Origin of the sequence: Archangium lipolyticum, assembly GCF_024623785.1 — a bacterium.
Taxonomy (GTDB): Bacteria; Myxococcota; Myxococcia; order Myxococcales; family Myxococcaceae; genus Archangium; species Archangium lipolyticum.
The window spans coordinates 350806-377522 of sequence record NZ_JANKBZ010000001.1 but is presented as its reverse complement, the minus strand read 5'-3'; the positions used below and the strand labels follow the sequence as shown (position 1 = coordinate 377522).

Genomic DNA, 26717 nt, shown 5'->3' with positions numbered 1-26717 from the left:
ATGGCCCGGGTTCCAGTGGGCAACCCGGGACTCCTTATACCCTCACCCCGTCCCTCTCCCAGAGGGAGAGGGGTGAGTGGGGGAGGGTGATCAACCCAGGATGAGCTGCTCCAGTAGCGCCTTCTGGACGTGCATCCGGTTCTCCGCTTCGTCCCACACCGCTGATTGCCCTCCGTCGATCACTCCGTCGGTGATCTCTTCCCCTCGGTGCGCCGGCAGGCAGTGCAGCACGATCGCTCCGGGCTTCGCCTTCGCCATCAGCGCCTCGTTGACCTGGTACTCGTGCAGGTCCTTCTTGCGCTTCGCCGACTCCGCCTCCTGGCCCATGCTCGTCCACACGTCCGTCACCACCACGTCCGCTCCCTTCACCGCCTCGGTCGCGTCCGCCGTCACGTGCACTCGCGCTCCCGCCTCGGCCAGCAGGGACGCCGACGGGCGGTAACCCTCGGGGCACCCCAGCCGCAGGTCGAACCCGAAGTAGCGCGTCGCCTCCACGAACGACCGGCCCATGTTGCTCGCGCAGTCGCCCACGAACGCCACCGTCTTCCCCTTCACGCTCCCCAGCCGCTCCTCCACCGTGAACAGGTCCGTCAGCACCTGCACCGGGTGTCCTCCCTCCGACAGGCCGTTGATCACCGGCACGCTCGAGGCCTTCGCCAGCGCGTTCAGCCGATCATCCCCGAACGTGCGGAACATGATGCAGTCCGCGTAGCTCGAGATCACTCGCGCCGTGTCCTCGATCGTCTCGCCTCGGCCAATCTGGCTCGTGCCCGCGGTGATCGTCGTCACCGTGCCGCCCAGCTGGTACATCGCCGCCTCGAACGACAGGTGCGTCCGCGTCGACGCCTTCTCGAACACCAGCACCAGGTGCCGCCCCGCCAGCGTCGTCACCACTTCCTTGCGCTTGCGGCTCGCCTTCAGCGCGTGCGCCCGCTCGAAGAGGGCTCGGTACTCGGCCTCGGTACGGTCTGCCAGGGTGAGGAAATCGCGCTTCACAGTGCTGCCTCCTGCAAGGACTCGAAGAGGGACCCGAGCCGGGGAATGGCATCCGCCATCGTCCTCGCCCGTGCCGCGTGGGACTTCAACTCGACTATCTGCTTCTCCACCGACGCCGGTCCCGTTCCCCCAGCGTTGGCCTTGCGCTCCACCGCCCGCCGCGGATCCGCGCTCTTCAACACCTCCGCGTCGAAACGCGGATCCACCGACTGTGCCAGCTCCAGCGTCACCTTCGCCAGCGGCAGCCCCTTCTCCTGGCACGCCCTCACCAGCGCCCCCGTCGCCTTGTACGCCGTCCGGAAGGGAATCCCCTTCATCGCCAGAGCCTCCGCCACGTCCGTTGCCTGCGTGTAGTCCGACTCCACCGCCGCCAGGCACCTCTCCTTGTCGAAGTACACCTTCCCCAACGCCAGGTTCAGCATCGACAGCACGCTCGTCAGCAGCGGCCCCGTCTCCAACAGCACCTGACGGTCCTCCTGCAGGTCCCGGCTGTACCCGCCCGGCAACCCCTTCACCAGCACCGCCAGGTTGTTCAGGTTGCCCACCGCGCGTCCCGACTTGCCCCGGATCAGCTCGAACACGTCCGGGTTGCGCTTCTGCGGCATCATGCTCGAGCCACAGGCGATCTCCCCGTCCAGCTTCACGAAGCCGAACTCCGGCGAGGCGAAGTCGTAGAAGTCCGTCGCCACCCGGCTCGCGTGCAGCAGCGAGCGCATCGCCGCGTACGCGAAGTCCATCGCGAAGTCGCGATCCCCCACCGTGTCCAGCCCGTTCATCGTCATCCGCGGGAAGCGCAGCAGCTCGCGCGTCACCTCGCGGTCGATGGGCAGTGACGTGCCTCCAATCGCCCCCACGCCCAGCGGCAGCGAGGACACCTGCTCCAGCACGAAGCCCAGCCCGTCCACATCCCGCGCGAACATCGCCCCGTACCCGCACAGCAGGTACGCCAGCGAGATCGGCTGCGCCCTCTGCCGGTGCGTGTACGAGGGAAGAATCGTCCCGCGCTCCGCCTCCGCCCGCGCCGCCAGGCTCTCCAGCAGCTTCGCCACCACCCCGAGCGCCTCGGCCACCTTCTCCCGCACGTGCAGGCGCAGGTCCAACGCCACCTGGTCGTTGCGCGAGCGCGCCGTGTGCAGCAGGCCCGCTCGCTCCCCGAGGACGCGGGTGATCTCCGCCTCCACGGCCATGTGCACGTCCTCCTCGTCCGCGAGGACGAGCGTGCCGGCCTGCGCGGCCTTCCAGATGGTCACCAGCTGCTCGCGGATGGCCTTCGCGTCCTCCGAGGGGATGATGCGCGTGCGCGACAGCATGGTGAGGTGCGCGAGGCTTCCCACCAGATCCTCCTGCAGGAGGGCCTTGTCGAGCGACAGCGAGCTGGTGAATGCCAGCACCTCCGGGTGGAGGCCGGATCCGCCGGAGGCGGCCGTCTTGGCAATCGTCACGGGGTTTCTTCCTTTCCGAAGAGCGCCTTCAACTTCCTGGACAGCGTACGGGCCGACTTCCCACGGGCCGGGGCGACGAAGATGGTGTCATCTCCGGCGATCGTCCCCAGGCTCTCGGCCAGCCGGGCATGATCGATGGCCGCCGCCACCGGGGGCGCCGAGCCCGGTCGCGTACGCACCACCACCAACATCTCGTTGTCTTCCACCGTGAGGATCATCTCCCCCAGCTCCAGCAGCCGCGCCTCGCCCGATGGGGGAGGCGCCTCGCCCAGTCCGTAGACCGTGCCGCCCTCGGGCCTCGACACCCTCATGGCCCCCAGTTGCGCCAGGTCCCTCGACAGCGTGGCCTGTGTGACGTCGAAGCCCTCGCGCGCCAGCAACTGCCCCAGCTCCTCCTGCGTCGCCACCGCGTGCGTGCGGATGACGCGGCGGATGGCGTCCTGGCGCGCTGCCTTGTCTCCATTGTTCCGGGTCGGACTCACGTTCGAGGCCCTCTCGCCATCTGCTCAACGGGTGACGAGCGTTCCCACGCCCTTGTCGGTGAAGAGCTCGGCGATCAAGCTGTGCGGCACCCGCCCGTCGATGATGTGCACGCGCTCCACGCCAGCGCTCAGCGCCTTCAGCGCCATCCTCGAGCGCGTCTGCATGCTCCCGGAGAACGCCCCGGCCAGCAGGTGCGCCTCCAGCTGCGCCGAGGTGAGCTCCGAGAACAGCTCCTCGCCCCGGAGGATGCCCGGCGCATCGTGCAGGTAGACGAGCTTGTGCGCCTTGAGGGCACTGGCCAGCTCCGAGGCCACCGCGTCCGAGCCCAGATCGTACGTCTGCCCGTCCTCGCCCAACCCCATGGGGGAGATGACCGGCACGTAGCCCTGCCCCAGGAGCATCTCCAGGAACTCGTGGTTGACGCGCGTCACCTCGCCCACGTGCTCCTTGGCGCGTCCGTCGTCACCCGGAATCCGCCGCGCCCGCAGCAGCGCCCCGTCCTTGCCGGACAGGCCCACCGCCCGGTCTCCCAGCTTGTTGAGCAGGGTGACCAGCTCCGAGTTCACCGAGCCGGAGATCACCATCTCCACCACCTTGAGGCCCGAGTCGTCGGTGATGAGCTCGCCCTCCTGCCGCAGTCCGAGCTTGTCCAGCGTGCGGGTGAGCTCCGGCCCGCCGCCGTGCACGATGATGGGTTGCAGGCCCGCCGAGCGCAGCAGCTCGATGTCCCGGCAGAAGGACTGCTTGAGGTTCTCCTTCACCATGGCCGCGCCGCCAAAGCGGATGACGCAGCGCCTGCCCTTGAAGCGCGAGATGTACGAGAGCGCCTCGACCAGCAGCGTCGTCTTGAACGCGGGGCTGTAGTTGGCCAGCCGATCGTCCTTGCCCACGCCTCCATCCGGTCTCGGGATGATGAGCGAGGTGTAGTCCGCGTTGATCTTCACGTAGTCGTACGAGAGATCGCACCCCCAGGCCACCGACGAGCCCTCGCCGCTGGTGAGCTCCACCTCGATGTGCACCTCGGGCTCGCGCATGCGCGCCTTGAGCTGCCCGGGATCGTGCGGCTGGGGCTGGCCCTGGTAGACGGTGATGCCCTGGATGCGGACCCGGGCCGAGTAGGGATCCACCTCGTAGCCCTGCGTGCCGGCGCGCGCTCCCACGGTCGCCAGCACGCGGCCCCAGTTGGGATCCGCCCCGAAGACCGCGGCCTTCACCAGCGTGGAGCCGGCCACGGACCTCGCCAGATCCTGCGCGATGGCCCCGGTGGGCGCTCCCGAGACCTTCACCTCGAGCAGCTTGGTGGCGCCCTCGCCATCCGAGGCAATCTCCCGCGCCATCTCCAGGCACAGGTCCGACAACGTGGCGGTGAAGGCGTCCAGCTCCGGCCCCGGAGCCGTAATGGCCGGGTTGCCGGCGCGGCCATTGGCCAGCGCGTACACGGTGTCGTTGGGGCTCATGTCCCCATCCACCGTCAGGCTGTTGAAGGTGGAGGACACCGCCTCGCGCAGGGCACCCGCGAGCGCTCCAGGCTGGATGGCGCAGTCGGTGGTGATGACGGCGATCACCGTCGCCAGCGACGGGTGCATCATCCCCGAGCCCTTGAAGATGGCGGACACCGTCACGTCCCGCCCGCCAATGCGCACCTCGCGCCACGCCTGCTTGGGGCGCGTGTCGGTGGTCATGATGGCCTCGGCGGCCGCATCGGGCTCGGCGCGCAGGGCGCCCTTGAGCGGCCCGAGCACCGCCAGCACCTTGTTCACGGGCAGCGGGTGGCCGATCACCCCCGTGGAGGCGGACAGCACGGCGGAAGCGGGCACGGAGAGGACCCGGGCCGTCTCCGCCAGCAGGGTGCGCACGTCCTCCAGGCCCGAGGGGCCGGTGAGGGCGTTGGCGTTACCGGAGTTGATGAGTACGGCCTGGATGCCCGTGGCGGGCAGGCGGGGCTCGGCGTCCTGGACCGGTGCGGCCCTGGCCTTGTTGGCGGTGAAGCAGCCCGCGGCGGAGCAGGGCGTGTCGCTGTAGACGAGCGCCACGTCCTTGCGCTGGGGCTTGAGGCCGGCATGCGTGCCGGAGAAGGAGAAGCCGAGCGGCACCTTCACGGATTGAAACCCCGCAGGGTGGAGAGGCCTTGGGTCTCGTCCCACCCCATCATGAGGTTGAGGTTCTGGACGGCCTGTCCGGCCGCCCCCTTCACCAGGTTGTCGATGGCGGCCGTCACCACCACGCGGCCCGGGTCGAACCCCGTGTTGTCCGCGGCCAGGCCCACCACGCAGCGGTTGGTGCCCACCACGGCCTTCAGGCCCACCGCGTCCGGCGAGGACTCCACCGTCACGAAAGGAGTGGAGGCATAGGCCTGCTCCAGCGCGGCGCGGGCCTCGGCGGCGGTGGCTCCCGGGCGCAGGCGCGCGTAGGCGGTCACGAGGATGCCCCGCTTGAGCGGCAGCAGGTGCGCGGTGAACGTCAGGGGCACCTTCCGGCCGGCCGTGAGGGCGAGCGTCTGGGCGATCTCCGGCGTGTGCTGGTGGCGCAGCACGCGGTAGGCGCGGAAGTCCTCGTCCACCTCGCTGAAGCTCATGTCCTCCGAGCCCTTGCGCCCGGCGCCCGTCGTGCCCGAGGCGGCGTCGAAGATGACCGAGCCCTCGTCCAGCAGCCCGGCCCGCAGCAGCGGCGCCACCGACAGCGCGCACGCCGTCGCATAACAGCCCGGGTTGGACACCAGCCGCGCGCCCGGAATCCGCTCGCGGAATAGCTCCGGCAGCCCATACACCGCCTGCCCCAGCAGCTCCGGTGACGAGTGCGTGAAGTTGTAGAAGGCCGGGTAGGTGGCCGTGTCCTGGAGCCGGAAGGCCCCCGACAGATCGATGACCCGCACGCCCGCCGCCAGCAGCTGGGGCACCAGGTGCAGCGAGGACTCGGCCGGCGTAGCCAGGAAGACGACCTCGCACTCGCGCGCCAGCTCCACGCTCTTGTCCAGCGGCGCATACCGCAGCTGCCCCAGTGGCCCCATGATGCCCAGACGGCGGCCCACGGCCTCCCCCTGCCACCTGTCGCTGGTCACCAGCCGCAGCTCCACCTTCTCGTGGGCCGCCAGGATGTGGGTCGCCTCGACGCCGGAGTAGCCGGACGCGCCAATGATGCCGATCACCGTCTTATGCATGGGCGTGCATGAATATTCGTTACTCTGCATACAAGCAAGCGGCAAATGCATATTCCCGCCAACGGGGCCCGGGGGCCGGTCCCGCCGCTCCCTTGACGGTGCACAGGCGGTGCCCTATCTGGGAATTTCCACCGTCGTCCGCGGGTGAGCCCCTTGTCCATTACCCTGAAGAGCGCCGAGGACATCGCGAAGATGCGGCGGACGGGTTTGATCGTCGCCGACGTGCTGGATGCCGTCGAAGCCGCCTGCCGCCCGGGTGTGTCCACCTGGGAGCTCAACGAGATCGCCAACGAGGTGATGACCAAGGCCGGGGCCACTTCGGCGTTCCTGGGGTATGCGCCTCACGGGATGCCTCCGTACCCCGCGGTCATCTGCACCTCGGTGAACGAGGTGGTGGTCCACGGCATCCCCAGCAAGAGCGTCATCCTCGAGGAAGGGGACATCATCGGCATCGACTTCGCCTGCTACAAGAATGGCTTCTGCGCCGACTCGGCCCGGACCATCCCGGTGGGGAACATCAGCGAGGAGGCGCGCCGGTTGATCCAGGTGACGCGCGAGTCCCTGGAGCGCGCCATCGCCGTCTGCGTGCACGGCAACCGCCTGGAGGACATCGGCCATGCCGTGCAGAGCCACGTGGAGAAGCACGGCTTCTCGGTGGTGACGAGCTTCAGCGGGCACGGCATCGGGCGCTTCATGCACGAGATGCCCGCCGTCCCCAACGTCGGCCAGCGGGGCCAGGGGCTCCGGCTCAAGCGCGGCATGGTCCTGGCGATCGAGCCGATGGTCACCGCGGGCAGCGAGGACATCGAGGTGCTCGACGACGAGTGGACGGCCGTCTCGGCGGACGGCCGGCTCGCCGCGCACGTCGAGCACTCGGTGGCCATCACCGCCCAGGGGCCGATGGTGCTCACCCGGCGCTGACGTCAGCGCGTGGGCACGGTGGTGGAGTAGGTGCCGTTCTGGTCCGTCAGCGTCTGCGTGAGCAGCAGGGCGGAGGGCTTGCCCTCCACGTTCACCACGCGGAAGAAGCGGACGGACGCGTAGGGCACGGTCGGCAGGTTCCGCTTCTCGCCGCCGAAGCTGACGAGCCCGGTGATGCGGCGGCCGTTGGAGAGCGTGAAGGGGGCGAGCTCCATCGAGCCATCCGACAGGATACCGTCCCCGGGGCGCACCGACACGATGCGGCTGACCCGGGGAAGATCATCGGTGGGGATGAAGTCGAAGCGGTACTGCCCCGGATCCAGCGCGATCTCGAAGCGGCCCATGTCATCCGTGGGGCGCGCGGCCTCGACGCTGAACGAGGGCGCGGGCCAGCCGGGCACCGCGTCGATCGGCTCGGCCACCACCCGTACGCCCGCGGCCCACAACGAGCCGCTCGGCATGCGCAGGGTGCCGCGGACCTTCATCCGGTCTCCGCACACCACGTCCGGCCCCCGCGTCGTGACATTGCGCGGCACGGAGACTGACCTGACGGTGAATCCCGCGGGCGAGCCCGACGGCGGGATGACGGAGAGCGTCATCGCCGACTCGGGGGAGCTCGGCAGGGTGGACAGCGTGAAGTCGCCTCTCTCGTCGGTGAGCACCTTCCGGCTGCGGTACTGCCCTCCACCGCCCACCTTGCCCTGCAGGTACACCGTGGCCTGCGGCACCGGTTTCCCGTCCTGGTCCAGCACCCGGCCCTGGTACGTCACCGGGTCGCCGTAGTCCCCCAGGGACAGCGAACCGAGGAGCGCCTGGCGCGGATTCACGGTGAACTGCTTCTGCGGCACCAGCGCCTCCGCCGAGGTGGGCATCACCTGCACGACGACCGTGGGGAGCAGCAGCGCCGAGGGTGGCAGCGACAGGGAGAAATTCCCCGAGGCGTCCACCTGCACCCGCTGCGAGAGCGGGCGCAGCTCATCGTCCAACGCCTGGGCTTCCATCAGCGCGCCCAGCGGCAGCTGGTTCGGCCGTACCACCTTCCCGGAGAGCCGCACCAGGTCCGCGAGGGCCGGCAGGACGAAGTCCAGCGTCACCGCGCGGCCCGGCTGCACGTCACGGGTGTTGGACAGGGGCGGCAGCACGGGATCCGTGGGGATCAGGGTCACGTTGTAGCGCCCCGAGCCCACCGGCAGCATGTAGAGGCCATCGCTCGGGGTGAGGGTGCTCTCGTGGCGGCGCACCAGGCCCGGGATGAGCAGGCTCTCGCCCGTCAGGCGCAGGGTGACGGGGGCCGAGTAGCCGCTGGGGGCCTCCGTGCTCGCCACCCGCACCTGGCCCTGGAGCATGGCCGGATCGAACAGCTCGAGGTTCTGCTGGCTGCGCAGCTCGTTCACCGGGAAGTCCTGGGCGTACAACCCTCCCTTGGGGTTGGGGACCACCTCCACGACGATGTTCCTGCCGGGGTCTCCACAGCCGTCGATGAAGCACACCTCATCGCCCTGGCAATCGCTGTCGGCGCGGCAGCTGATCTCGTAGGGATAGATGTCATCGCTCGCGCCGCAACCGGCCGTGGCGAGGGCCATCCACATCATCCTCAGCAGGGTAGGGCGGATCATCGGCAACCATTTCCGGTCTTCACGAACCACACGTACGTGGCGGTGTAACCGGCGTCGTTGAAGGTGCTTCCATCCGAGAGCGAGATGGGCTTGAGCTCGGGATCCCGTCCCACCAGGGAGGTGTCGGAGACGATCGCCTCGACGACGTGATCGCCCGGCAGGTTCAGGCGGTTGAGCTCCCCCGAATTGAAGCTCACCTGGAAGTAGGCGCGATCCTCGCGCGCGATCTTGTTGTCCCGGGGCTCCACCCGGGACACGGCGTCGGCCTGCCGGGGCTGGCTGGGATCGTAGTCCACGAACCAGTACACGGAGAGCCTGTTGGCGGTGTCGGGATCCTCGACGATGACGGAGAACGTCATCTCACACGCGTCGGAGCCGTAGCTGCGGACGATGCGCTCGACCGGTTCCACCTGGCTCTCCACGATGCGGGGGGGACGGTTGCGCTGGATGGGGAACTCGTTGAGGTAGTTCTCGTCCTGGGGGATGAGGCATCCCCCCAAGGTCCACACGGCCACTCCGAGTCCCAACCACTTCATGGAGGGGCGTGGTAGCAATTCACCGGCCAGCTGGCGCAGAGAGAAATTCATCGTCGGAATGGGGGGTTGAAAAGGGTGCCACAGGGGGCAAGCCCGGGGAACCGCGACAGCCCTGTCACGGCGTCCCCGGGGGCCGGTTCTGTTCCCGGGACTACAGCAGCTCGTCGTCGCCGCCCTCATCGGGAGGCAGGGGCATGCCGGCCTTCTCTGCCTCCAGCTTCTCGAAGTGGCGGAAGATGGTGCGCGGATCCACGCCCAGATCCTTGGCCGTCTTGGTCTTGTTGCGGTTGTTCCGCTCGTAGACCTCCTGGATGTACTGCTTCTGCCAGCGCTCGCGCGCGTCGGACAGCGGCAGCACGGGGTCCAGGTTCTCCGGCTTGAGATCCAGGTCGTCCGGGCCGAGCAGCGGCTTCTCCGCGAGCACCACCGCCTTCTTGATGCGGTTCTCCAACTCGCGGATGTTGCCCGGCCAGCTGTACTTCTTCATGGCGACCGTGGCCGAGGGGGAGAAGCTCTTGGTCTTCGCGCCGAACTCCTTGGCGTACTTCTGCAGGAAGTACTTGCCGAGGACGAAGAGATCCTCGCCGCGCTCGCGCAGGGGCGGCAGCTTCAACGTCACCACGTTGAGGCGGTAGTACAGATCCTCGCGGAAGGTGCCCTTGCGCACCTCGTCCTCGAGCACCCGGTTGGTGGCCGCCACCACGCGGATGTCCACCGGCTCGCCCCGGTGGTCGCCCACCTTGTAGACGACCTTCTCCTGGAGCGCGCGCAGCAGCTTCACCTGGAGCTGGAGCGGCATCTCGCCGATCTCGTCCAGGAAGAGCGTGCCGCCGATGGCCGCCTGGAACTTGCCCGCCTTCGTGTTCACCGCGCCGGTGAAGGCGCCGCGCACGTGGCCGAACAGCTCGCTCTCCAGCAGGTTCTCGGGGATGGCTCCGCAGTTGATGGTGACGAAGGGTCCCTTGGTCCGCGGGGAGTGCCGGTGGATCTCCCGGGCGATGAGCTCCTTGCCCGTACCCGTCTCGCCGGTGATGAGGACGGAGATGTCCGTGGGGGCGATCTTGTCGATGCGCTTGTACACGTCGAGCATGCCCTGGCAGGCCCCGACGATCTCTCCGTAGCGGGTGTCGTCCAGGCGCTTGCGCAGCTCGGTGTTGTCCAGCTTGAGATCATTCACCAGCAGCGCGTTGTGGATGAGCAGCAGCGCCTGCGCCGCGAAGATGGTGAGCATGTCCAGGCTCTTGGGCTCGAACCGGTTCACCAACCGGTCATTGCCCACGTAGAGCACGCCGAACAGCTCGTCACCGCGCACCATCGGCACGCACATGACGGACAGGAGCTGGAGGTTCACCACGGACTTGCTGGCCTTGAACTCGGGGTCGTCCAGCGCGTCGCTGATGATGAGCGGCTTGCGGGTGCGCGCCACCTTCTCGACGATGGAGTCGGACACGCGCTCCACCGCGTCGATCAGGTTCTCCCGCGTGAGGTTGCGCGCCACCTTCACGCGCAGCTCGCCGTTCTCCCGGAGGATGAGGAAGCCCTTGTCCGCCCGCGTCACCTCGATGGCCTCGTCCAGCAGGCTCTCCAGCAGATCGTCCCGGCTGGAGCTGCCGAGCAGCCGCTCGCTGAAGGCGGTGAGCCGGCGCAGCAGCACCAGCTCGCGGCCCACCACGCCGGGCATGTCCCGGGTATGCGAGTCCGGATCCGTCGTCCGTTCGGTCTCATGGGTGACGGTGAGGGCCGGTGTGGGCACCAGGGAGGGCCGGGGGGGCGCGGCGTCCTCGCGGGCGAAGACGAGCTCGGTGCCCCCCACCCGGATGATGTCGGCGGTGGCGAGCACGTGGTTGTCCCGCTTCTTGCCGTTGACCTGGAAGCTCGCGCCCAGGCTGCCGAGCTGGTAGCGCGTTCCATCGAAGAGCAGGTGCAGGGCGCTGTCCGGCACGGACGGGTCCTCCACCTGCACGTCATTGTCGGCCGAGCGGCCGATGCTGGTGATGCGCTTGTGGAGGGGGACCGTGCGGACCTTTCCATCGGGGGTACGGACGGTGAGGCTGGCCATGTCGACGTGTTCCTAGAATGCGAGGGTGAAGCCGACGCCGGCTCCGCCGGGCGTGGGGTAGAGGTGCAGATTCGCCGCGGGCGGGGTCGACCGCGGCGGGGTGGAGGGCGGGGTCTCGAGGTGTGTCTGGACCACCACCTGGTCCTGGTGGTTCACGAGCGCATCGACCACGCCCGCCGCGTAGACCGCGTAGAAGCCACCGGCGGTGCCCCACTTGAGTCTCTTCCAGAGCGTGGCCTGCGGCTTGCGCGCGGTGGGGATGTAGCTCACGGTGAGATCCTTGGGCCCGTGGATGTCGTCCACGGTCACCTTCCTCGTCTCGATGAGCGAGTCATAGGCGAAGAAGGAGAGGATGCTGGTGATGGCGAGCGCGCCCTCGGCGGCCGCGAACAGCGTGCCCATGCCAGTGCGGCCCTGCTGGAACTGGCCCGCCCCGAAGGGCACGAAGTTCACCAGGTAGCTGCGTTTCTCCACCTCGCGCACCATCACCTGCCGCGACAGCTCCTCCACCCGGCGGCGCTGCTCCTCGGTGGCCACGCGCTCGCGCTCGCGGCGCTCGTTCTCCGCGCGCTCACGCTCCACCCGCAGCCGCCGCTCCTGGCGCACCAGCTCCAGCTCCGCCGACATCTGCTCGCGGATGCCGTCCAGCCAGGCCACCGCCGGCGGCGGCACCGAGAAGGGATCCAGGTTGAAGTCCGGCTCCAACCGCAGCAGCGCGCGGAAGTGGCGCGAGGAGTCCTCGCTCCGGTTGAGGTGGAAGGCGCTCAGCCCGGCCAGCTTGTGCAGCTCCGCCAGATCCTTGTCCGACAGGCGGCCCCGATCGATGCGGCTGCCCGCCCGGTCCAGCACTTCGGCATAGCGGCCGTACTCGTAGCTGGCACGCAGGGCGTTCACCTCCGGATCCACCGGCTCGTCGGCGGCGAGCACGGTTCCGGAGGCCAACAGCCCCAAGACGAGAAGAAGGGCGAGGCAGCGGCTCATTCGGCGACGAGGGACCCGCGCAGCGTGGTGGACTTCCCGGGCTCGATCAGCGCTACGCGTTTCTCGGTGAGGTACCCGTTGTGGCTCACCTCGTACTCCACGCGGTGCTGGAAGCTCGCCGGCCCCCTCGGCGAGTGGATGTCGAAGGGATGCTCCTGCGTCTCGCGCACGGTGCGCACCTCGGAGCCCACACGCACCTGCGCGTCCGCGGGCTCGTACGCGAAGATCAGCCGCGAGGGCTTGAGCTGCGCGCGCAGGCGGAAGACGTTCTCCGCCTCGGGCCGCACCTCGATCGTCTCCTGGGCGTCCTCGCAGTAGTCGCAGCTGATGGTCACGGTGTGCGGGCCGGGCGATAGCTCCACCGCGTGCTGCGCGAGGGGGTGCTCGCTGCGCTCTCCATCGTCCACGCGGATGTAGCCGTAGGGCCGCACCAGGATGGACGCGGGCACCGGCGCGAGGCGGACGGGCTCGGCACGAGGAGGCTCGGTCCGAGGAGGCTCGGCGCGCGCCTGGGGCTTGCGCAGAGGTGCGGACTCCACGGTGGCCAGAGGAGGAGGGGGAGGAGCCAGCGTGGTGGCTGGCGCCTTCTCCGCCCCGGGGTGCGTGGCGGGCCCGGGTTTCGGGGTGGGCCGCACCACCGAGGCGGGCACGACCTCGACGCCGACCGGCCGCGCGTCCGGGGCGCGCTGGCGGAGCAGGTGGACGCCCAGGCCGAGCACCGAGACCACCAGCAGGCCCGCGCCCACCTTCAGCCCCCGGGCACGCCACTTCTTCAGGCGCCGCTCCCGCGCCAGCCCCGCGAGCAGCGCATGCGCGCGCGTGTTGGAGGCATCCAGCGCCAGCACCTGGTTGAGGCAGGCGAGCGCCCGGGGCGTGCGCTTCTCCGCGAGCATCCGCTCCCCGCGCTCGAGCAGCGTGGCGATGATCCGCGGGCGCATCAGCTTCTGGTACGAGGGCGGATCCGCGAAGAAGGAGGCGAGCTCCTCGCCCACGCGCGCGAAGCCGAGCCCCGCCAGGTAGTCCCCCAGCGCGTCGCGCAGCTTGCCCGCGTTCGGGTAGCGCCGGGAGGGATCCCTCTCCAGGCACCGGGCGCAGATCTCCGCCAGCTCGTCCGAGAGCGTGGGCACCCGCTGGCGTGGATCCTCATACGCCCCGTCGAGGATGCGCTTGAGCGTCGCGGTGGCGTTGGGCGCCGCGAAGGGCAGCTTCCCGACGATGAGGGCGTAGAGGATGGTGCCCAGGGAGAAGATGTCGGCCTCGGGACCGATCTCGTGGCCCTCGATGATTTCCGGGGCCATGTGCGCCGGCGAGCCCACCAGCGCGCCAGTGACGGTCATCCGCTCCTCGGTGTCGAGCAGCTTGGCGATGCCGAAGTCCATCAGCTTGAGGAGCCCATCCTCGCGCACCATCACGTTCTCGGGCTTGAGATCGCGGTGGATGACGCCCGCCTCGTGTGCGTGCGCCAGCGCGGCGGCGATCTCATGGAGCATCATGGCCGCCAGCTCCGGCAGCTCCGGCCGGCCCAGCTCGTCCACGTACTCCTTGAGGGTGCGGCCCCGCACGTACTCGGTGACGAGGAAGGCGTCCTGCGCGCCCTCGGCCGAGAAGTCGAACACCTCGAGGATGTTGGGGTGGTGCAGCCGCGCCACCGCCTTGGCCTCGCGGGCGAAGCGCCGGCGCGACTCGCTCTTCATCGCCAGGTGCGGGTGCAGCACCTTGACCGCCACCTCGCGGTCCAGCGTCGTGTCGAGCCCCTTGTACACGACACTCATGCCCCCGGAGCCCAGCTCCTCGAGGATGCGGTACCGCCCGATGTTGCGGCCGATGAGCGTCATGGGTCCCAGATGAGACGCGGTTGTCAGGGAGTGGATCGCGGGTATGACAACGAAGTCGGGGTCGGATTCTAGGAGCCGGCCCCAAGGGGTGCAACGCGTCAATCGCGCTTGAGGCGACGGCGCGCGGCCACCCGGTCCAGCAGGGCGAGCAACAACGGCTCCACCTGCCGGGGCAACTTCTTGTCCGTGGGAGAGGGCCGCACGGGGAGTGTGCGTGCGAGCCTGTACAGCTCCTCGAGCCGCTCACGGATGAGCTCGCTGTCGGGCCGCTCCTGAAGGGCCCGGCGGTAGGCGGCCGCGGCGGCGGCGTAATCCCCCAGGGCGAAGAGGCGCTCGCCCTCGGCCACGGGTGAGGAAGGACCCAGGGGAACCCGCTCCTGCCGGACACTGGGCCGCTCGACACGAAGGGACCGCAGGGCCTCGAGCTCCTCGGGCAGGAGCATCTCGCGCACGTTGGTCAGCTTGTGCGCCAGACTCTCATCGCCTGGGAAAGATCGGCAGAGCCGCTCGTAGAGGCTCAACGCCTCACTCAGCTCTCCGCGACGCAGGGCGCGTTCGGCATGGGCGACCATTTCGGCGCGGGCTTCGGGGTTCATCTCGGGCGCAAGGTTACCGTACGGGGCAGGGATGTCACGGGGCCGAGGGTTCTCTCATTTTGCCGGCTCTGTTGCCTGCCTGCTACGCAAATTTTTCGCCACTGCCTTCAAAATTCCGTCCCCGGCGTCAAAAAAGCGTGGTAGCGGTCCGCCCGCTCCGCTCCGGGAGGTGCACAGGGGACACGGCCGCGGGTGGGGCAGGTCGGGCGGGCAACGGGCGGTCGTTCCGCTACTGTGCGCCCGCTATGTTGACGATCCTCCTCCTCGCCGCGCTGGCGCAGGCCCCGGTCCCGGCTCAGGACGACGTTCCCGAGGGCGCACCGGACGCGGGCGCTCCGGCCGTCGTTCCTCCTCTGCCCGTGGCCACGCTGCCTCCGGCCACCCATGAGCTCTTCGAGCGGCTCAAGGGCCGCGTGGCCCAGGTGCGCATCATCGAGCGGCGCAGCGGCACCAAGTCCTCCATCGGCTCGGCCTTCTTCGTGAGCGCCGAGGGGCACGCCGTCACCAACTACCACGTCGTCTCCAGCATCGTTCACCACCCGGAGGACTACACCGCCGAGCTGGTGCGCGATGGGAATGACGCGTCGGCCATCCCGGTGCGGCTGGTGGACGTGGACGTGGTGCACGACCTGGCCGTCATCCAGCAGACCGGGCCGGTGAAGGACTGGTTCGAGCTGTCGACGAAGGAGCCTCCGCAGGGCACCCGGCTGTACGCCATGGGCAACCCGCATGACCTGGGCACCACCATCGTCGAGGGCACCTACAACGGCCTGGTGCAGGACGCCCTCTACGACAAGGTGCATTTCAGCGGCGCCATCAACCCCGGCATGAGTGGCGGCCCCACGGTGACGGGCGAGGGCAGGGTGGTGGGCGTCAACGTGGCCACGCTGGGCAACCAGCTCGGCTTCCTGGTGCCGGTGGCACATGCCCGCGCGCTGCTGGAGCGGGCGCGTCAGGTGAAGGAGAGCAGCCCCTCCGCGCTGCTGGCCGTGGTGGGCTCGCAGTTGCTGGACAACCAGCAGCGCATCACCGAGCGCCTGCTGGCCGAGCCCCTGCCGACGCAGCAGCTCGGCGACTACCGCGTGCCCGGCCGCTGGCTGCCGTTCCTCAAGTGCTGGGGCGACACCCCGCACAACCCCGAGAACCCGTACACCATCACCCGCTACCAGTGCTCCTCCGAGGAGGATATCTACCTGAGCTCGGACCACCGCACGGGCGTGGTGGCGTATGACCATGCCGCCGTGGCGAGCGACACGCTCGGCCCCCTGCGCTTCGCGTCGCTCTACGCGGACACCTTCGGCAACGACGCGGGCGGCGTGGACGCCACCCGGGAGGACGTGACGAACTTCCGCTGCAAGGTGGAGTTCGTGAAGGTGGGCGGCATCCCCGTGCGCACGGCCCTGTGCCTGCGCGCCTACAAGAAGTTCCCCGGCCTGTATGACCTGGCGCTCCGGGCGGCCACGGTCAACGCGAGCACCTCGGGAGTCCAGACGTGCCTGGACCTGGCCGGGTTCTCCGCGGACAACGCACGCGCCATCGCGCGCCGCTACCTGGAGGCGCTCGCGTGGACGAAGTGATCTTCCTGGAGGTGCTGGAAGGAGACGCGGTGCACGCGCGGCACCGCCTGGAGCGCTTCCCGGTGACGGTGGGGCGCGGCTACGCCAACGACGTCGTCCTGGACGACCCGAAGGTGTCCGCCTCGCACCTGCGCATCGAGCGCACCGAGGACGGCAAGCTGGTGGTGCGGGACGTGGGCAGCCGCAATGGCACGTTCCGGGTGGAGCCGTGGGCGCAGCTGGCGGAGCTGGTGCTCGCGGACGACGCGCGGGTGGCCGTGGGGGACACGGTGCTGCGCTTCCGGAGCCGCGCGCACAAGGTGGAGGACACGCGCGTCACCGCCATCCCGGCCGCACCCCGGGGCCGCGTCTTCGAGCGGCCCTTCGCCTTCCCCGCGATGCTGGCCCTGACCGTCGCGGCCTTCCTCCTCCAGGAGTACCTGTCCAGCTACCAGAAGACGGACTGGGGCTCGATGACGCTGGCGGTGCTGGTGCCGGTGGTCGTGGCCTTCTTCTGGGCGGGCATCTGGTCCGTCGCCAGCAAGGTGGCGCGCCGGCAGTTCCACTTCGGGGCGCACGGCACCATCGCGAGCCTCGGGCTGCTGGGGGCGCTGGCCATTCCGCTGCTGCTCGGGGCGGTGGTGTACAGCCTGGCCCTGGGGACCTGGGTGCGCTGGCTGTACCTGCTGGGCTACCTGGGGTGGATGGGCTGCGTGTTCTTCTGGCACGTGCGCTACGTGTCCCGCGCGGAGCCGAAGCGGCTCGCCACCCTGCTGGCGCTCATCCTGGTGTGCTTCGGCTTCCTGACGCAGCTGGACTCGCTGCTGGGCGACGAGGACTTCTCGTCCAGCCTGGACTTCGATCACACGCTGCTGCCCCCCTCCTTCCGCGCGGCGTCCGCGAAGCCCGTGGACGCCTTCTTCGACAGCACCCAGGAGCTCCAGAAGGAGGTGGATGAGCTCGCGAAGGAGGCGCCCTGAACCCCGCGCTCAGTGCCCGCGGACCTCGTGCGGCACGTAGGGCGCCTCCAGCGCCTTCACCTCGGCCGGCGTGAGCTTCACGTCCAGCGAGCGCAGCGCGTCCTCCAGGTGATCCAGCTTCGTGGCGCCGATGATGGGCGCCACCACCGCGGGCTTCGACAACAGCCACGCCAGGGACACCTCGGCGGGCTTGTTGCCCCGCTCGGAGGCCACCTTCTTCACCGCCTCCACCACGTCCCAGTCCCGAGGGTTGTCGTAGAGCGAGTTCGCGAACGCGTCCGAGCCCGAGCGCGTCGTCGACTGCTTGTCATCCAGCGACTTGCGCGTGCCCGCCAGCAGCCCGCGCGCCAGCGGCGACCAGGGGATGACGCCGATGCCCTCCTCCTGGCACAGGGGCATCATCTCGCGCTCCTCCTCGCGGTAGACGAGGTTGTAGTGGTTCTGCATCGACACGAAGCGCGCCCAGCCGTTGCGCTCGGAGATGCTCAGCGCCTTGGCGAACTTCCACGCCGACGACGAGCTCGCGCCGATGTAGCGGACCTTCCCCTGCCGCACGAGCTGATCCAACGCGCCCAGCGTCTCCTCCAGCGGCGTGTCCGGATCCATCCGGTGGAGCTGGTACAGATCGATCGTCTCCACCCCCAGACGCTTCAGACTGGCCTCACACCCCTGCACGATGTGCTTGCGAGAGAGCCCGCGCATGTTGGGCCCGTCACCCATCGGGTTGTAGACCTTGGTGGCGAGGACCACCTCCTCCATCCGCGCATACTTGCGCAGGGCTCGGCCGGTGACCTCCTCACTGACCCCCAATGAATACATATCCGCGGTGTCGAAGAAGTTGATGCCCGCCTCCACCGCCCGGCGGAAGAAGGGTTGCGAGGCCTCTTCGTCCAGCACCCACGGGCGCCACTTCGAGGTGCCGTAGCTCATGCATCCCAGACAGATACGGGAAACCTTCAGGCCCGTATGACCCAGATTGACGTACTTCATTCGTCATCACTCCTTGAGAGATGGGAATGCGCTTCATTGAAGTGCACGTCGCGTCCACTCGCAGTGAAGGCATCGCGCGTCAAGTCATGAGGCTTGGAAATAGAAAAAGAGAACGTTAAATGTCGCGCGCGCCAAAGGGGGCTCGATGCGTTTCGTCTCGACTGCTCGGCCCTCATGGCCGTGTGAGTCCCCGGCGAGCCATTCACCCCCTCCGACTCCCTGTCGAGAGGAAGAATGTATCTGCCGACGCGAGACACTCCCGCTCACGCCATTTCCCTGCCCGATGGCGTCACCTTCGTGGACGTGCTCCGCGAGCGAGTCCGGAACCAGCCCGAGGCACGTGTCTTCACCTTCCTCGATGAGGACGGTGAGACCCATGTCTCCTACCGCGAGCTGGACGAGGGCGCGCGCGCCGTCGCCGCCTCCCTGCGGCGCTACCTCGCCCCCGGAGAGCGGGCACTCCTGCTCTATCCTCCGGGCCGCGAGTACGTGCTCGGTTTTCTCGGCTGTCTCTACGCCGGGGTGATCGCCGTCCCCGCGTATCCGCCCGATCCGGCCCGCCTGGGCCGCACGCTGCCCCGGCTCCAATCCCTGGTCGCCGACTGCCGCGCCACCGCCGCGCTGACCACCTCCGCCGTGCTGGACATGGTCGGGTTCCTCACCGAGGACGCTCCCGATCTCCGTGCCCTGCGATGGATCGCCACGGACTCGCTCGAGCCCGGCGCCGCCAACGCCTGGTCCGCTCCGAGCCTGTCCTCCGATGGCCTGGCCTTCCTCCAGTACACCTCCGGCTCCACCGGCACGCCCAAGGGCGTGATGCTCAGCCACCGCAACCTGCTGCACAACTCGGGGCTCATCGCCCTCGGGTTCGATGCCCCTCCCCAACCCGTGGGCGTCATCTGGCTGCCGCCGTACCACGACATGGGCCTCATCGGCGGCATCCTCCAGCCCCTCTACCGCGACATCCCCACCGTCCTCATGTCGCCGCTCTTCTTCCTCCAGCGCCCCCTGCGCTGGTTGGAGGCGATCTCCCGGCACCGGGGCAGCGTCAGCGGCGGCCCCAACTTCGCCTACGAGCTGTGCGTCCGGAAGACCACCCCCGAGGAGCGCGCCGCGTTGGACCTGCGCAGCTGGGAGGTGGCCTTCTGCGGCGCCGAGCCCATCCGCCAGGAGACGCTGGATCGTTTCGCCGAGGCGTTCGCTCCCGCTGGCTTCCGGCGCGAGGCCTTCTATCCGTGCTACGGGCTCGCCGAGGGGACGCTCATCGTCAGCGGAGGGCGCCGGGCCGAGCCGCCCGTGGCGCGCCGCTTCGAGCGCGAGGCGCTGCTGCGCGCGGAGGCGCGGGCTCCAGGTGAGGGCGCCGAGGGCGTGACGATGATCAGCTGCGGCCAGTCCCTGGCGGAGCAGGAGGTCCGCATCGTCGATCCCGAGACGCGTGCGCCGTGCGCGCCCGGCCGCATCGGGGAGATCTGGGTCCGCGGCGCCAGCGTGGCCCGGGGTTATTGGGAGCGGCCCGAGGAGACCGAGCGCACCTTCCAGGCCCGTCTGGCGGGCTCCGGCGAGGGGCCGTTCCTGCGCACAGGAGACCTCGGTGTGCTCGACGGCGGCGAGCTGTTCGTCACCGGGCGGCGGAAGGATCTCCTCATCATCCGCGGGCGCAACCACTACCCGCAGGACATCGAGCTCACCGTGGAGCGGTGCGACCCCGGGCTGCGTCCCGGTTGCGGCGCCGCCTTCTCCGTGGACGTGAACGGGGAGGAGCAACTGGTCGTCGTCCACGAGTTCGCCGACCGCTCCGGCGCGGACCCCGAGGAGCGCGCTCGCGAGGCCATCGCCCGCATCCGCCAGTCGGTGGCCGAGCAGCACGAGCTCGGCGCGCATGCCGTGGTGCTGCTCGGGCCCGGGAGCATCCCGAAGACCTCGAGCGGGAAGATCCAGCGCCACGCCTGCCGCGCCGCGTTCCTCGACGGCTCCCTGGAGGTGGTGGGCTCCTGGCGCGAGGGGACTCCGGTCTCCGGTGTGGCGCCCGTGGGCCCGGCCGAGGCCGAGGTGCCCGTTCCTCCCGCCGGCTCCGGTCCGGAGGCGCTGCTGCCGTGGCTCTCCTCTCGCGTGTCCCGGATGCTCGGGGTCTCGTCCCGTGAGCTGGAGCTGGATGTGCCGCTCACCCGGTACGGGCTCGACTCGCTGCGCTCCATGGAAGTGCAGGGCGGCATCGAGACGGCGCTCGGGGTGCGGCTGCCGATCACCTGTCTCTTGCAAGGGCCGAGTCTCCGCGAGCTGGCCGCGCGCATCGCGGAGCGTCCCTCTCCGGAGGCCGAGGTTCCGCTCGCGCCGGAGGAGACCTCGGGACCCCAGCCGCTCTCGGACGGCCAGCGCGCGCTGTGGTTCCTGCAACGCATGGCCCCGGAGAGCACCGCGTACCACGTGGTGCGCGCGGTGCGGATCCACTCCCGCCTCGATGTCGCGGCGCTGGAGCGCGCCTTCCAGGCGCTCGTGGCGCGGCATCCGTCCCTGCGCGCCGTGTTCCCCGAGGAGCAGGGCATCCCCGTACAGCGATTCGTGGCGTCCACCGGCCCCGTGCTGCTCGTGGAGGAGGCCTCCGGCTGGAGCGAGGCCCAGGTGGGCTCGCGGCTCGATGCCGAGGCACACCGGCCCTTCGACTTGATGAAGGGCCCGCTGATGCGCGTCCTGCTCCTCTCCCGAGGCCCCGACGAGCACGTGCTGCTGCTCGCGCTGCACCACCTCATCACCGACTTCTGGTCCCTGGGCTTGATGGTGGAGGAGCTGGGCGCGCTCTACTCGGCGGAGACGGGTGGCGCCCCGGCCGTGCTGCCCGCCATTCCCCTGAGCCCCTCGGCGGCCACGCGGGCCCTGTCGGCCCGGCTCGCGGGCCCGAGGGGCGAGGCGCTGCGCTCCTTCTGGCGCTCCCGCCTCGGTGGCGAGCTGCCCGTGCTGGCGCTGCCGACGGATCACCCCCGGCCCCGGCTCCAGTCCTTCCGGGGCGCCTCGCTCGCGTTCCAGGTGGGGCCGGAGACCACGTCGCGCGTGAAAGCGCTTGCTCGTGAGCACGGCGCCACTCCTTATATGGTACTGCTGGCCGCCTACCTCTCCTTCCTGCGCCGCTACACCGGACAGGAGGAGCTCGTCGTCGGCTCGCCCACCGCCGGCCGCTCGCGCCCGGAGCTGTCCCGGCTCGTGGGCTACCTCGTCAACCCCGTGGCCCTGCGCGCCAGCCTGCCTCCGGGGCTCACCTTCCTGGAGCTGCTCTCCCAGGTGCGTCAGACGGTCCTGGAGGCGCTCGAGCACCAGGACATGCCTTTCGCCCGGCTCGTCGAGCAGCTCCAGCCCGCGCGCGAGCCGGGGCGCTCGCCCGTCTTCCAGTCGATGTTCGTCCTGCAGCGCGCCCACCTGCCCGACACGGGCGGCTCGCTCGCCGCCTTCGCGCTGGGAGAGAAGGGCGCGCGCATGCGCCTCGGCGCGCTGGAGCTCAAGTCCCTTCCGCTCGCGCAACGGGGCTCGGCCTTCGAGCTGTCCCTGACGATGGCCGAGGTGGGGGAGGGGCTGGGCGCCTCGCTGGAGTACTGCACGGACCTCTTCGAGGCCTCCACGGCCTCGCGCATGGCGCGGCACTTCACGTCGCTGCTGGAGAGTCTGGTACGGGAGCCGGAGCGGCCCGTGGAGGCGCTGGAGCTGCTGGGCGAGGAGGAGCGCGCCACGGTGCTGGGCCCCTGGAGCGAGGGGCCTCGGGATGCCGAGGAGCCCGGGAACCTCGCGCAGCTGCTGGCGCGGCGGGTGGAGGCACGGCCCGAGGCGGAGGCGGTGGTGTGTGGCTCCGAGCGGCTGAGCTACCGCGAGCTGGAGGCGCGGGCCCGGAGGCTCGCGCACCGGCTGCGGCGCGAAGGAGTGGGGCCCGAGGTGCGCGTGGGCATGCTCCTGGAGAAGAGCGTGGAGGCGGTGGTCGCCTTCTGGGGCATCCAGCTCGCGGGCGGCGTGTACGTGCCGCTGGAGCTGGCGCAGCCTCGCGAGCGGCTGGAGTGGCTCGTGGAGGACGCCCGGCCCCTGGCGGTGGTGACGCGCGCGGGCCTGGAGGAGCGGTGCCGCCTGCCGGAGGGCGTCCGGTTGGTGCGGATGGAGGAGCCGGGCGGGGAGGACGCGGGTCCGCCCGTGAGCGAGGCCCGGAGCGAGAACGCCGCATACATCATCTATACGTCCGGAAGCACCGGACGGCCCAAGGGCGTCGAGGTGACGCACCGGGGCGCCCTCAACCTGGCCGTGGCCCTGCGCCGGCTCGGTGTCGCGGAAGGGGAGCGGGTGCTTCAGCTCTCGCCGCTCGGCTTCGACATCTCCGTCTGGGACTACCTGCTGGCGGCATCCCAGGGCACGTCGGTGGTCGTTCCTCCCGCGGGCGAGGTGCTGGTGGGCGAGGGCCTCAAGCGCCTGTTGGAGGAGCACCGCGTGGCGGCGGTCACGATGACCCCCTCCGTGCTGGGTTCCCTGTCCGAGGGCGGCCTGGCGCACCTGCGGGTGATGGTCTCCGGCGCCGAGGCCTGCCCCGCGGAGCTGGTGGATCGCTGGGCGCCCGGACGCCGCTTCTTCAACGCCTACGGCCCCACGGAGATCACCGTGTGCGCCACGTGGACGGAGTGCACGCCGGGGCAGGGGGCTCCTCCCATCGGCAGGCCGCTGGCCAACGTCCAGACGTACGTGCTGGACGGAGCGATGCGGCCGGTCCCGCCAGGCGTGGCCGGAGAGCTGTACATCGGCGGACCGGGTGTGGCGCGCGGCTACCTGGGCCGGCCGGAGCTGACGGCGGAGCGCTTCGTTCCACACCCCTTCGCCCGCGAGCCCGGCGCCCGGCTGTACCGCACCGGCGACGTGGTGCGCTGGCGGGTGGATGGCTCGCTGGACTTCCTCGGCCGCGCGGATGCCCAGGTGAAGTTGCGCGGCATGCGCGTGGAGCCCGGCGAGGTGGAGTCCGCGCTGCTGGAGGTGCTCGGCGCGCGACAGGCGCTCGTGCGTCCCTGGAAGGCGGCGGGCGAGACGCGGCTGGTGGCGTACGTGGTGCCCGGCGAGGCCACGCCGCGAGATGCCCGCGAGGCCCGCACCCGCCTGCGCCAGCGGCTGCCGGAGCACATGGTGCCCGCCTCCTTCGTCCTGCTCGAGTCCCTGCCCCTGTCGCCCACGGGCAAGGTGGACGTGCGCGCCCTCCCGCCTCCCCAGCCGCCCGAGCGCGATGCCTCCTTCGTCGCGCCTCGCGCCCCGCTGGAGGTGACCATCGCCCGCACCTGGGAGCAGGCGCTCGGCCGCGAGCCGGTGGGCCTGCACGATCACTTCTTCGATGACCTCGGGGGCAGCTCGCTCACGGTGGTCCGGGCCTGCGCCCTGCTTCGCGAGGAGCTGAAGCAGGACGTGCCCATCACACACTTCTTCGAACACCCCACGGTCCAGGCGCTCGCGAAGCGTCTGGGTCAGGCCCCCGCCGCCCCCCAGGCAGGCAACACCCAACACCAGGATCGCGCCGAGGCCCGCCGTCAGGCTCTCCAGCGCCGCAACCCGAGAGGAACCCGAGGCAATGGCTGAGCCGCAGATGGATGAGGGCACCGGGAACGACATCGCGATCATCGGCATGGCGGGGCGCTTCCCTGGCGCCGGTGACATGCACGCCTTCTGGAGCAACCTGAGAGAGGGCGTCGAGTCCATCTCCCGCTTCCGCCCGGACGAGCTGGAGCCGTCTCCGCTCGTCCCCGAGGCGCTGCGCGGGCACCCGGACTTCGTGCGCGCCGGCGGCGTGCTCGAGGGCGCGGAGCTCTTCGACAACGGGTTCTTCGACATCGCCCCACGCGAGGCGCTGTGGATGGATCCGCAGCAGCGGGTGTTCCTCGAATGTGCCTGGGCCGCGCTCGAGGACGCGGCGTACGACCCCGAGCGCTTCGCGGGGAAGATCTCCCTCTACGCGGGCGTGGGCCAGTCCGGGCACATGCTGTCCCTCCTGGGGCACGTGAAGAAGGAGCCGGCCGCCCTCTTCGAGGCGCTCGGCACCTCCGGCGAGAACGCGGCCACCAAGGTCTCCTTCAAGCTGCGGCTGCGCGGCGAGAGCCTCGCCGTCTACACCGCGTGCTCCACGGGCCTCGTCTCCGTCCACATGGCCTGCCAGAGCCTGCTGATGCGCCAGTCCGACATCGCCCTGGCCGGCGCGGTGAAGGTCTCGCTCCCCCAGCGCACCGGCTACCTCTACCAGGAGGGGATGATCTTCTCCCCCGACGGGCACTGCCGCGCCTTCGACGCGCGCGCCCGGGGCACCGTGAGCGGCAACGGCGTGGGCGTCGTCGTCCTCAAGCCGCTCGCGGATGCATTGCGCGATGGCGATCACGTCTACGCCGTCATCAAGGGCTCGGCCATCAACAACGACGGCCACCTCAAGGTCGGCTACACCGCCCCCAGCGTCGAGGGCCAGTCCGACGTCATCTCCGAGGCCCTCGCCTATGCCGGCGTCCAGGCCGGGGACATCGGCTACGTGGAGGCGCACGGCACCGGCACGCCGCTCGGGGATCCGATAGAGGTCGCCGCGCTCACCCGCGCCTACCGCCGCGACACGGACGCCCGGGGCTTCTGCGGCATCGGCTCGGTGAAGACGAACATCGGCCACCTGGACACCGCCGCGGGCATCGCCGGGTTGCTCAAGGCCACGCTGGCGCTGCACAACGAGGAGCTGCCTCCGAGCCTCCACTTCGAGCGGCCCAACCCCGCGCTCGCCCTGGAGAGCAGCCCCTTCTTCGTCGTCACCGGACGCCGCGAGTGGAAGCGCGGGGAGACGCCGCGGCTCGCGGCCGTCAGCTCCTTCGGCATCGGCGGCACCAACGCGCACGCCATCCTCGGCGAGGCCCCGATCGTCGAGAGCCAGCCGAGCGTTCGGCCCCACCAGCTCGTCACGCTCTCCGCCCGCAGCCCCGAGGCGCTGGAGGCGATGACGCGCGAGCTCGCCGCCCACCTGGAGGCCCGGCCCGAGGTGGACCTGGCCGACCTGGCCTTCACCCGCGCCGTGGGCCGCAAGTCCTTCGAGCACCGGCGGGCTCTCGTTGCCGCGGATACGGCCGGGCTGCTCGCCCGGTTGAAGGCGCCTCCCGCGATCCGCAGCCTCGCCAGCCTGGAGGCCGCCCGCGAGCAGCGCGTGGCCTTCCTGTTCCCCGGCCAGGGCGCGCAGTCCGTGGGCATGGCCCGCGAGCTGTACGTCTCCGAGCCCGTCTTCCGTGAGCACGCCGACGCGTGCTTCATGCTGCTCGCTCCCCGGTTGGGCAGGGACCTGCGCCCGCTGCTGTACCCCGCGCCCGGCCAGGAGGCCGCCGCCCGTGAGGCCCTGGCGGACCCCCGCTTCGCGCTGCCCGCGCTGTTCACCGTGGAGTACGCGCTGGCTCGCCTCTGGATGGACTGGGGCATCGAGCCCCACGCGATGCTCGGGCACAGCTATGGCGAGTACGTCGTCGCGTGCCTCGCGGGCGTGCTGTCCCTGGAGGACGCGCTGACGCTCGCCGTGGCCCGGGGCCGGCTGATGGCCTCCATGCCTCCGGGCGCCATGACCGCCGTGGGCTGCTCCGAGGCGGACCTGCGCCCGCTGCTCACCGGTGGGCTCTCGCTCGCCGCCATCAACGGCGCCTCCCGGTGTGTCGTCTCCGGCCCAGTCTCCGAGGTGGAGCGGCTCGAGCAGGAGCTGGTGCGCCGGGACGTGGGCGTGCTGCGGCTCCCCGCGCGTCAGGCCTTCCACTCGGCCGACGTGGAGCCGGTGATGCCGGAGCTCCAGCGCGTCGTCGCGGGGCTGCGTCTCTCCGCTCCGACGCGGCCCTACGTCTCCAGCCTCACGGGCACGTGGATCCGCCCCGAGGAGGTGACCGATCCCTCGTACTGGGTCCGGCAGATGCGCCAACCCGTCCGCTTCGCCGAGGGTCTGGACTCCCTGCTGCGTGATGGGGGCCTCGTGCTCCTGGAGGTGGGCCCGGATCAGGCGCTCACCGCGCTCGCCCGCCTGCGCCTGCGTGGCGTGGAGGGCTCCCTGGCCGTGCCGTCGCTGCCTCGCGCGGGCGTGTCCGCGTCCGATCATGGCGCGCTCCTGGAGTCCGTCGGCGCACTGTGGCGGGCTGGCCTGGAGATCCGCTGGGACCGGTTCTACGCGCATGAGCGGCGCCTGCGCGTCCCCCTGCCCACCTATCCCTTCGAGCGTCAGCGCTTCGTGCTCGAGTCCCGGTGGTTGGAGCAGGAGGCACCCCGGCAGGAGGCTCCCGCGCCTGCTCCCGTTCCCAAACCGGTTCCGGCCGTGGCGGGGGAGGGCGCTCCCGGTCCGCGCAACGACATCGAGCGCCAGGTGATGGAGATCTGGCGCGAGCGGCTCGGCATCGCGGACTTCGGCATCAACGACAACTTCCTGGAGCTGGGCGGCAACTCGCTGATGGCCGCGCAGATGCTCACGCGCCTGCGCGAGACGTTCCCCGTGCAGCTTCCGTTGAGCGACCTGTTCGAGGCCCCGACGGTGGCGGGAGTCGCCTCGCGGATCGAGGCCCGGCTGAAGGAGCTGGCTCCC

17 protein-coding genes (1 of these 17 running past the window's edge) are annotated in these 26717 nt (G+C 70.3%); 5 read left to right on the top strand and 12 right to left on the bottom strand.

Annotated features, from left to right (window positions below; genetic code table 11):
• Nucleotides 1–90: 90 nt before the first annotated feature.
• Genes argF through argC form a run of 5 tightly spaced genes read right to left on the bottom strand, consistent with a single transcriptional unit; the run spans nt 91 to nt 6078 of the window.
• Nucleotides 91–996, bottom strand: a complete 906-nt coding sequence (argF, locus tag NR810_RS01255) for an ornithine carbamoyltransferase (RefSeq protein ID WP_257446481.1) — start codon at nt 994–996, stop codon at nt 91–93.
• Nucleotides 993–2438 carry an argininosuccinate lyase gene (argH, locus tag NR810_RS01250; protein ID WP_257446479.1) on the bottom strand — a complete coding sequence of 482 codons (1446 nt, stop codon included), beginning with the start codon at nt 2436–2438 and terminating at the stop codon, nt 993–995. The genes argF and argH overlap by 4 nt, the downstream gene beginning before the upstream one ends.
• Complete coding sequence (locus NR810_RS52565) at nt 2435–2920, bottom strand: arginine repressor (protein WP_257446477.1); 486 nt, start codon at nt 2918–2920, stop codon at nt 2435–2437. Before NR810_RS52565 ends, argH begins: the two co-directional genes overlap by 4 nt.
• A gap of 24 nt (nt 2921–2944) precedes the next feature.
• On the bottom strand, nt 2945–5020 hold the full coding sequence (gene argJ, locus NR810_RS52560; RefSeq protein WP_257446475.1) for a bifunctional glutamate N-acetyltransferase/amino-acid acetyltransferase ArgJ: 2076 nt from the start codon (nt 5018–5020) through the stop codon (nt 2945–2947).
• Nucleotides 5017–6078: an N-acetyl-gamma-glutamyl-phosphate reductase gene (argC, locus tag NR810_RS01235; RefSeq protein WP_257446474.1), complete on the bottom strand. Its 1062-nt coding sequence runs from the start codon at nt 6076–6078 to the stop codon at nt 5017–5019. The genes argJ and argC overlap by 4 nt, the downstream gene beginning before the upstream one ends.
• Before the next feature lie 144 nt (nt 6079–6222).
• On the opposite strand from argC, the gene map reads away from it, so the two are divergent.
• Nucleotides 6223–6999, top strand: coding sequence for a type I methionyl aminopeptidase (gene map, locus NR810_RS01230; RefSeq protein ID WP_326522481.1), 777 nt, complete (start codon nt 6223–6225; stop codon nt 6997–6999).
• Nucleotides 7000–7001: 2 nt separating this feature from the next.
• Here the strand turns inward: map and NR810_RS01225 are convergent, their stop codons facing one another.
• From NR810_RS01225 to NR810_RS01200, 6 genes are all read right to left on the bottom strand, one after another.
• A complete protein-coding gene (locus NR810_RS01225) occupies nt 7002–8615 on the bottom strand; it encodes a carboxypeptidase-like regulatory domain-containing protein (protein WP_257446472.1) in 1614 nt (537 codons plus the stop codon).
• Nucleotides 8612–9202 carry a hypothetical protein gene (locus NR810_RS01220; RefSeq protein ID WP_257446471.1) on the bottom strand — a complete coding sequence of 197 codons (591 nt, stop codon included), beginning with the start codon at nt 9200–9202 and terminating at the stop codon, nt 8612–8614. Before NR810_RS01220 ends, NR810_RS01225 begins: the two co-directional genes overlap by 4 nt.
• A gap of 100 nt (nt 9203–9302) precedes the next feature.
• Complete coding sequence (locus NR810_RS01215) at nt 9303–11210, bottom strand: sigma 54-interacting transcriptional regulator (protein ID WP_257446470.1); 1908 nt, start codon at nt 11208–11210, stop codon at nt 9303–9305.
• Between the two features lie 12 nt (nt 11211–11222).
• Nucleotides 11223–12152, bottom strand: coding sequence for a hypothetical protein (locus tag NR810_RS01210; RefSeq protein ID WP_306817760.1), 930 nt, complete (start codon nt 12150–12152; stop codon nt 11223–11225).
• Between the two features lie 35 nt (nt 12153–12187).
• Complete coding sequence (locus NR810_RS01205; protein WP_257446468.1) at nt 12188–14026, bottom strand: serine/threonine-protein kinase; 1839 nt, start codon at nt 14024–14026, stop codon at nt 12188–12190.
• Between the two features lie 98 nt (nt 14027–14124).
• Nucleotides 14125–14622, bottom strand: a complete 498-nt coding sequence (locus NR810_RS01200; RefSeq protein ID WP_257446467.1) for a tetratricopeptide repeat protein — start codon at nt 14620–14622, stop codon at nt 14125–14127.
• Nucleotides 14623–14867: 245 nt separating this feature from the next.
• Between NR810_RS01200 and NR810_RS01195 the strand changes: the two genes are divergently transcribed.
• Nucleotides 14868–16199, top strand: a complete 1332-nt coding sequence (locus NR810_RS01195) for a S1C family serine protease (RefSeq protein ID WP_257446466.1) — start codon at nt 14868–14870, stop codon at nt 16197–16199.
• A complete protein-coding gene (locus NR810_RS01190) occupies nt 16187–17158 on the top strand; it encodes an FHA domain-containing protein (RefSeq protein WP_257446465.1) in 972 nt (323 codons plus the stop codon). Before NR810_RS01195 ends, NR810_RS01190 begins: the two co-directional genes overlap by 13 nt.
• A gap of 9 nt (nt 17159–17167) precedes the next feature.
• On the opposite strand, the gene NR810_RS01185 is transcribed toward NR810_RS01190, so the two are convergent.
• Nucleotides 17168–18148 (bottom strand): aldo/keto reductase, encoded by a 981-nt coding sequence (locus NR810_RS01185; RefSeq protein WP_257446463.1) that lies wholly within the window; start codon nt 18146–18148, stop codon nt 17168–17170.
• Nucleotides 18149–18382: 234 nt separating this feature from the next.
• Between NR810_RS01185 and NR810_RS01180 the strand changes: the two genes are divergently transcribed.
• Complete coding sequence (locus NR810_RS01180; RefSeq protein ID WP_257446461.1) at nt 18383–23728, top strand: non-ribosomal peptide synthetase; 5346 nt, start codon at nt 18383–18385, stop codon at nt 23726–23728.
• On the top strand, nt 23721–26717 hold the start of the coding sequence (locus NR810_RS01175) for a non-ribosomal peptide synthase/polyketide synthase (protein ID WP_257446460.1). The gene runs 18792 nt beyond the window's last position; 2997 of the gene's 21789 nt are visible here — the first part of the coding sequence; its start codon is at nt 23721–23723; the stop codon falls past the right edge of the window. Before NR810_RS01180 ends, NR810_RS01175 begins: the two co-directional genes overlap by 8 nt.

Excerpts from the sequence above, each read along its gene's own strand:
- argC (WP_257446474.1), bottom strand. The coding sequence starts at position 6,078 with ATGCATAAGACGGTGATCGGCATCATTGGCGCGTCCGGCTACTCCGGC.
- NR810_RS01225 (WP_257446472.1), bottom strand. The coding sequence starts at position 8,615 with ATGATCCGCCCTACCCTGCTGAGGATGATGTGGATGGCCCTCGCCACG.
- NR810_RS01220 (WP_257446471.1), bottom strand. The coding sequence starts at position 9,202 with ATGAATTTCTCTCTGCGCCAGCTGGCCGGTGAATTGCTACCACGCCCC.
- NR810_RS01215 (WP_257446470.1), bottom strand. The coding sequence starts at position 11,210 with ATGGCCAGCCTCACCGTCCGTACCCCCGATGGAAAGGTCCGCACGGTC.
- NR810_RS01205 (WP_257446468.1), bottom strand. The coding sequence starts at position 14,026 with ATGACGCTCATCGGCCGCAACATCGGGCGGTACCGCATCCTCGAGGAG.
- NR810_RS01200 (WP_257446467.1), bottom strand. The coding sequence starts at position 14,622 with ATGAACCCCGAAGCCCGCGCCGAAATGGTCGCCCATGCCGAACGCGCC.
- NR810_RS01195 (WP_257446466.1), top strand. The coding sequence starts at position 14,868 with ATGTTGACGATCCTCCTCCTCGCCGCGCTGGCGCAGGCCCCGGTCCCG.
- NR810_RS01185 (WP_257446463.1), bottom strand. The coding sequence starts at position 18,148 with ATGAAGTACGTCAATCTGGGTCATACGGGCCTGAAGGTTTCCCGTATC.
- NR810_RS01180 (WP_257446461.1), top strand. The coding sequence starts at position 18,383 with ATGTATCTGCCGACGCGAGACACTCCCGCTCACGCCATTTCCCTGCCC.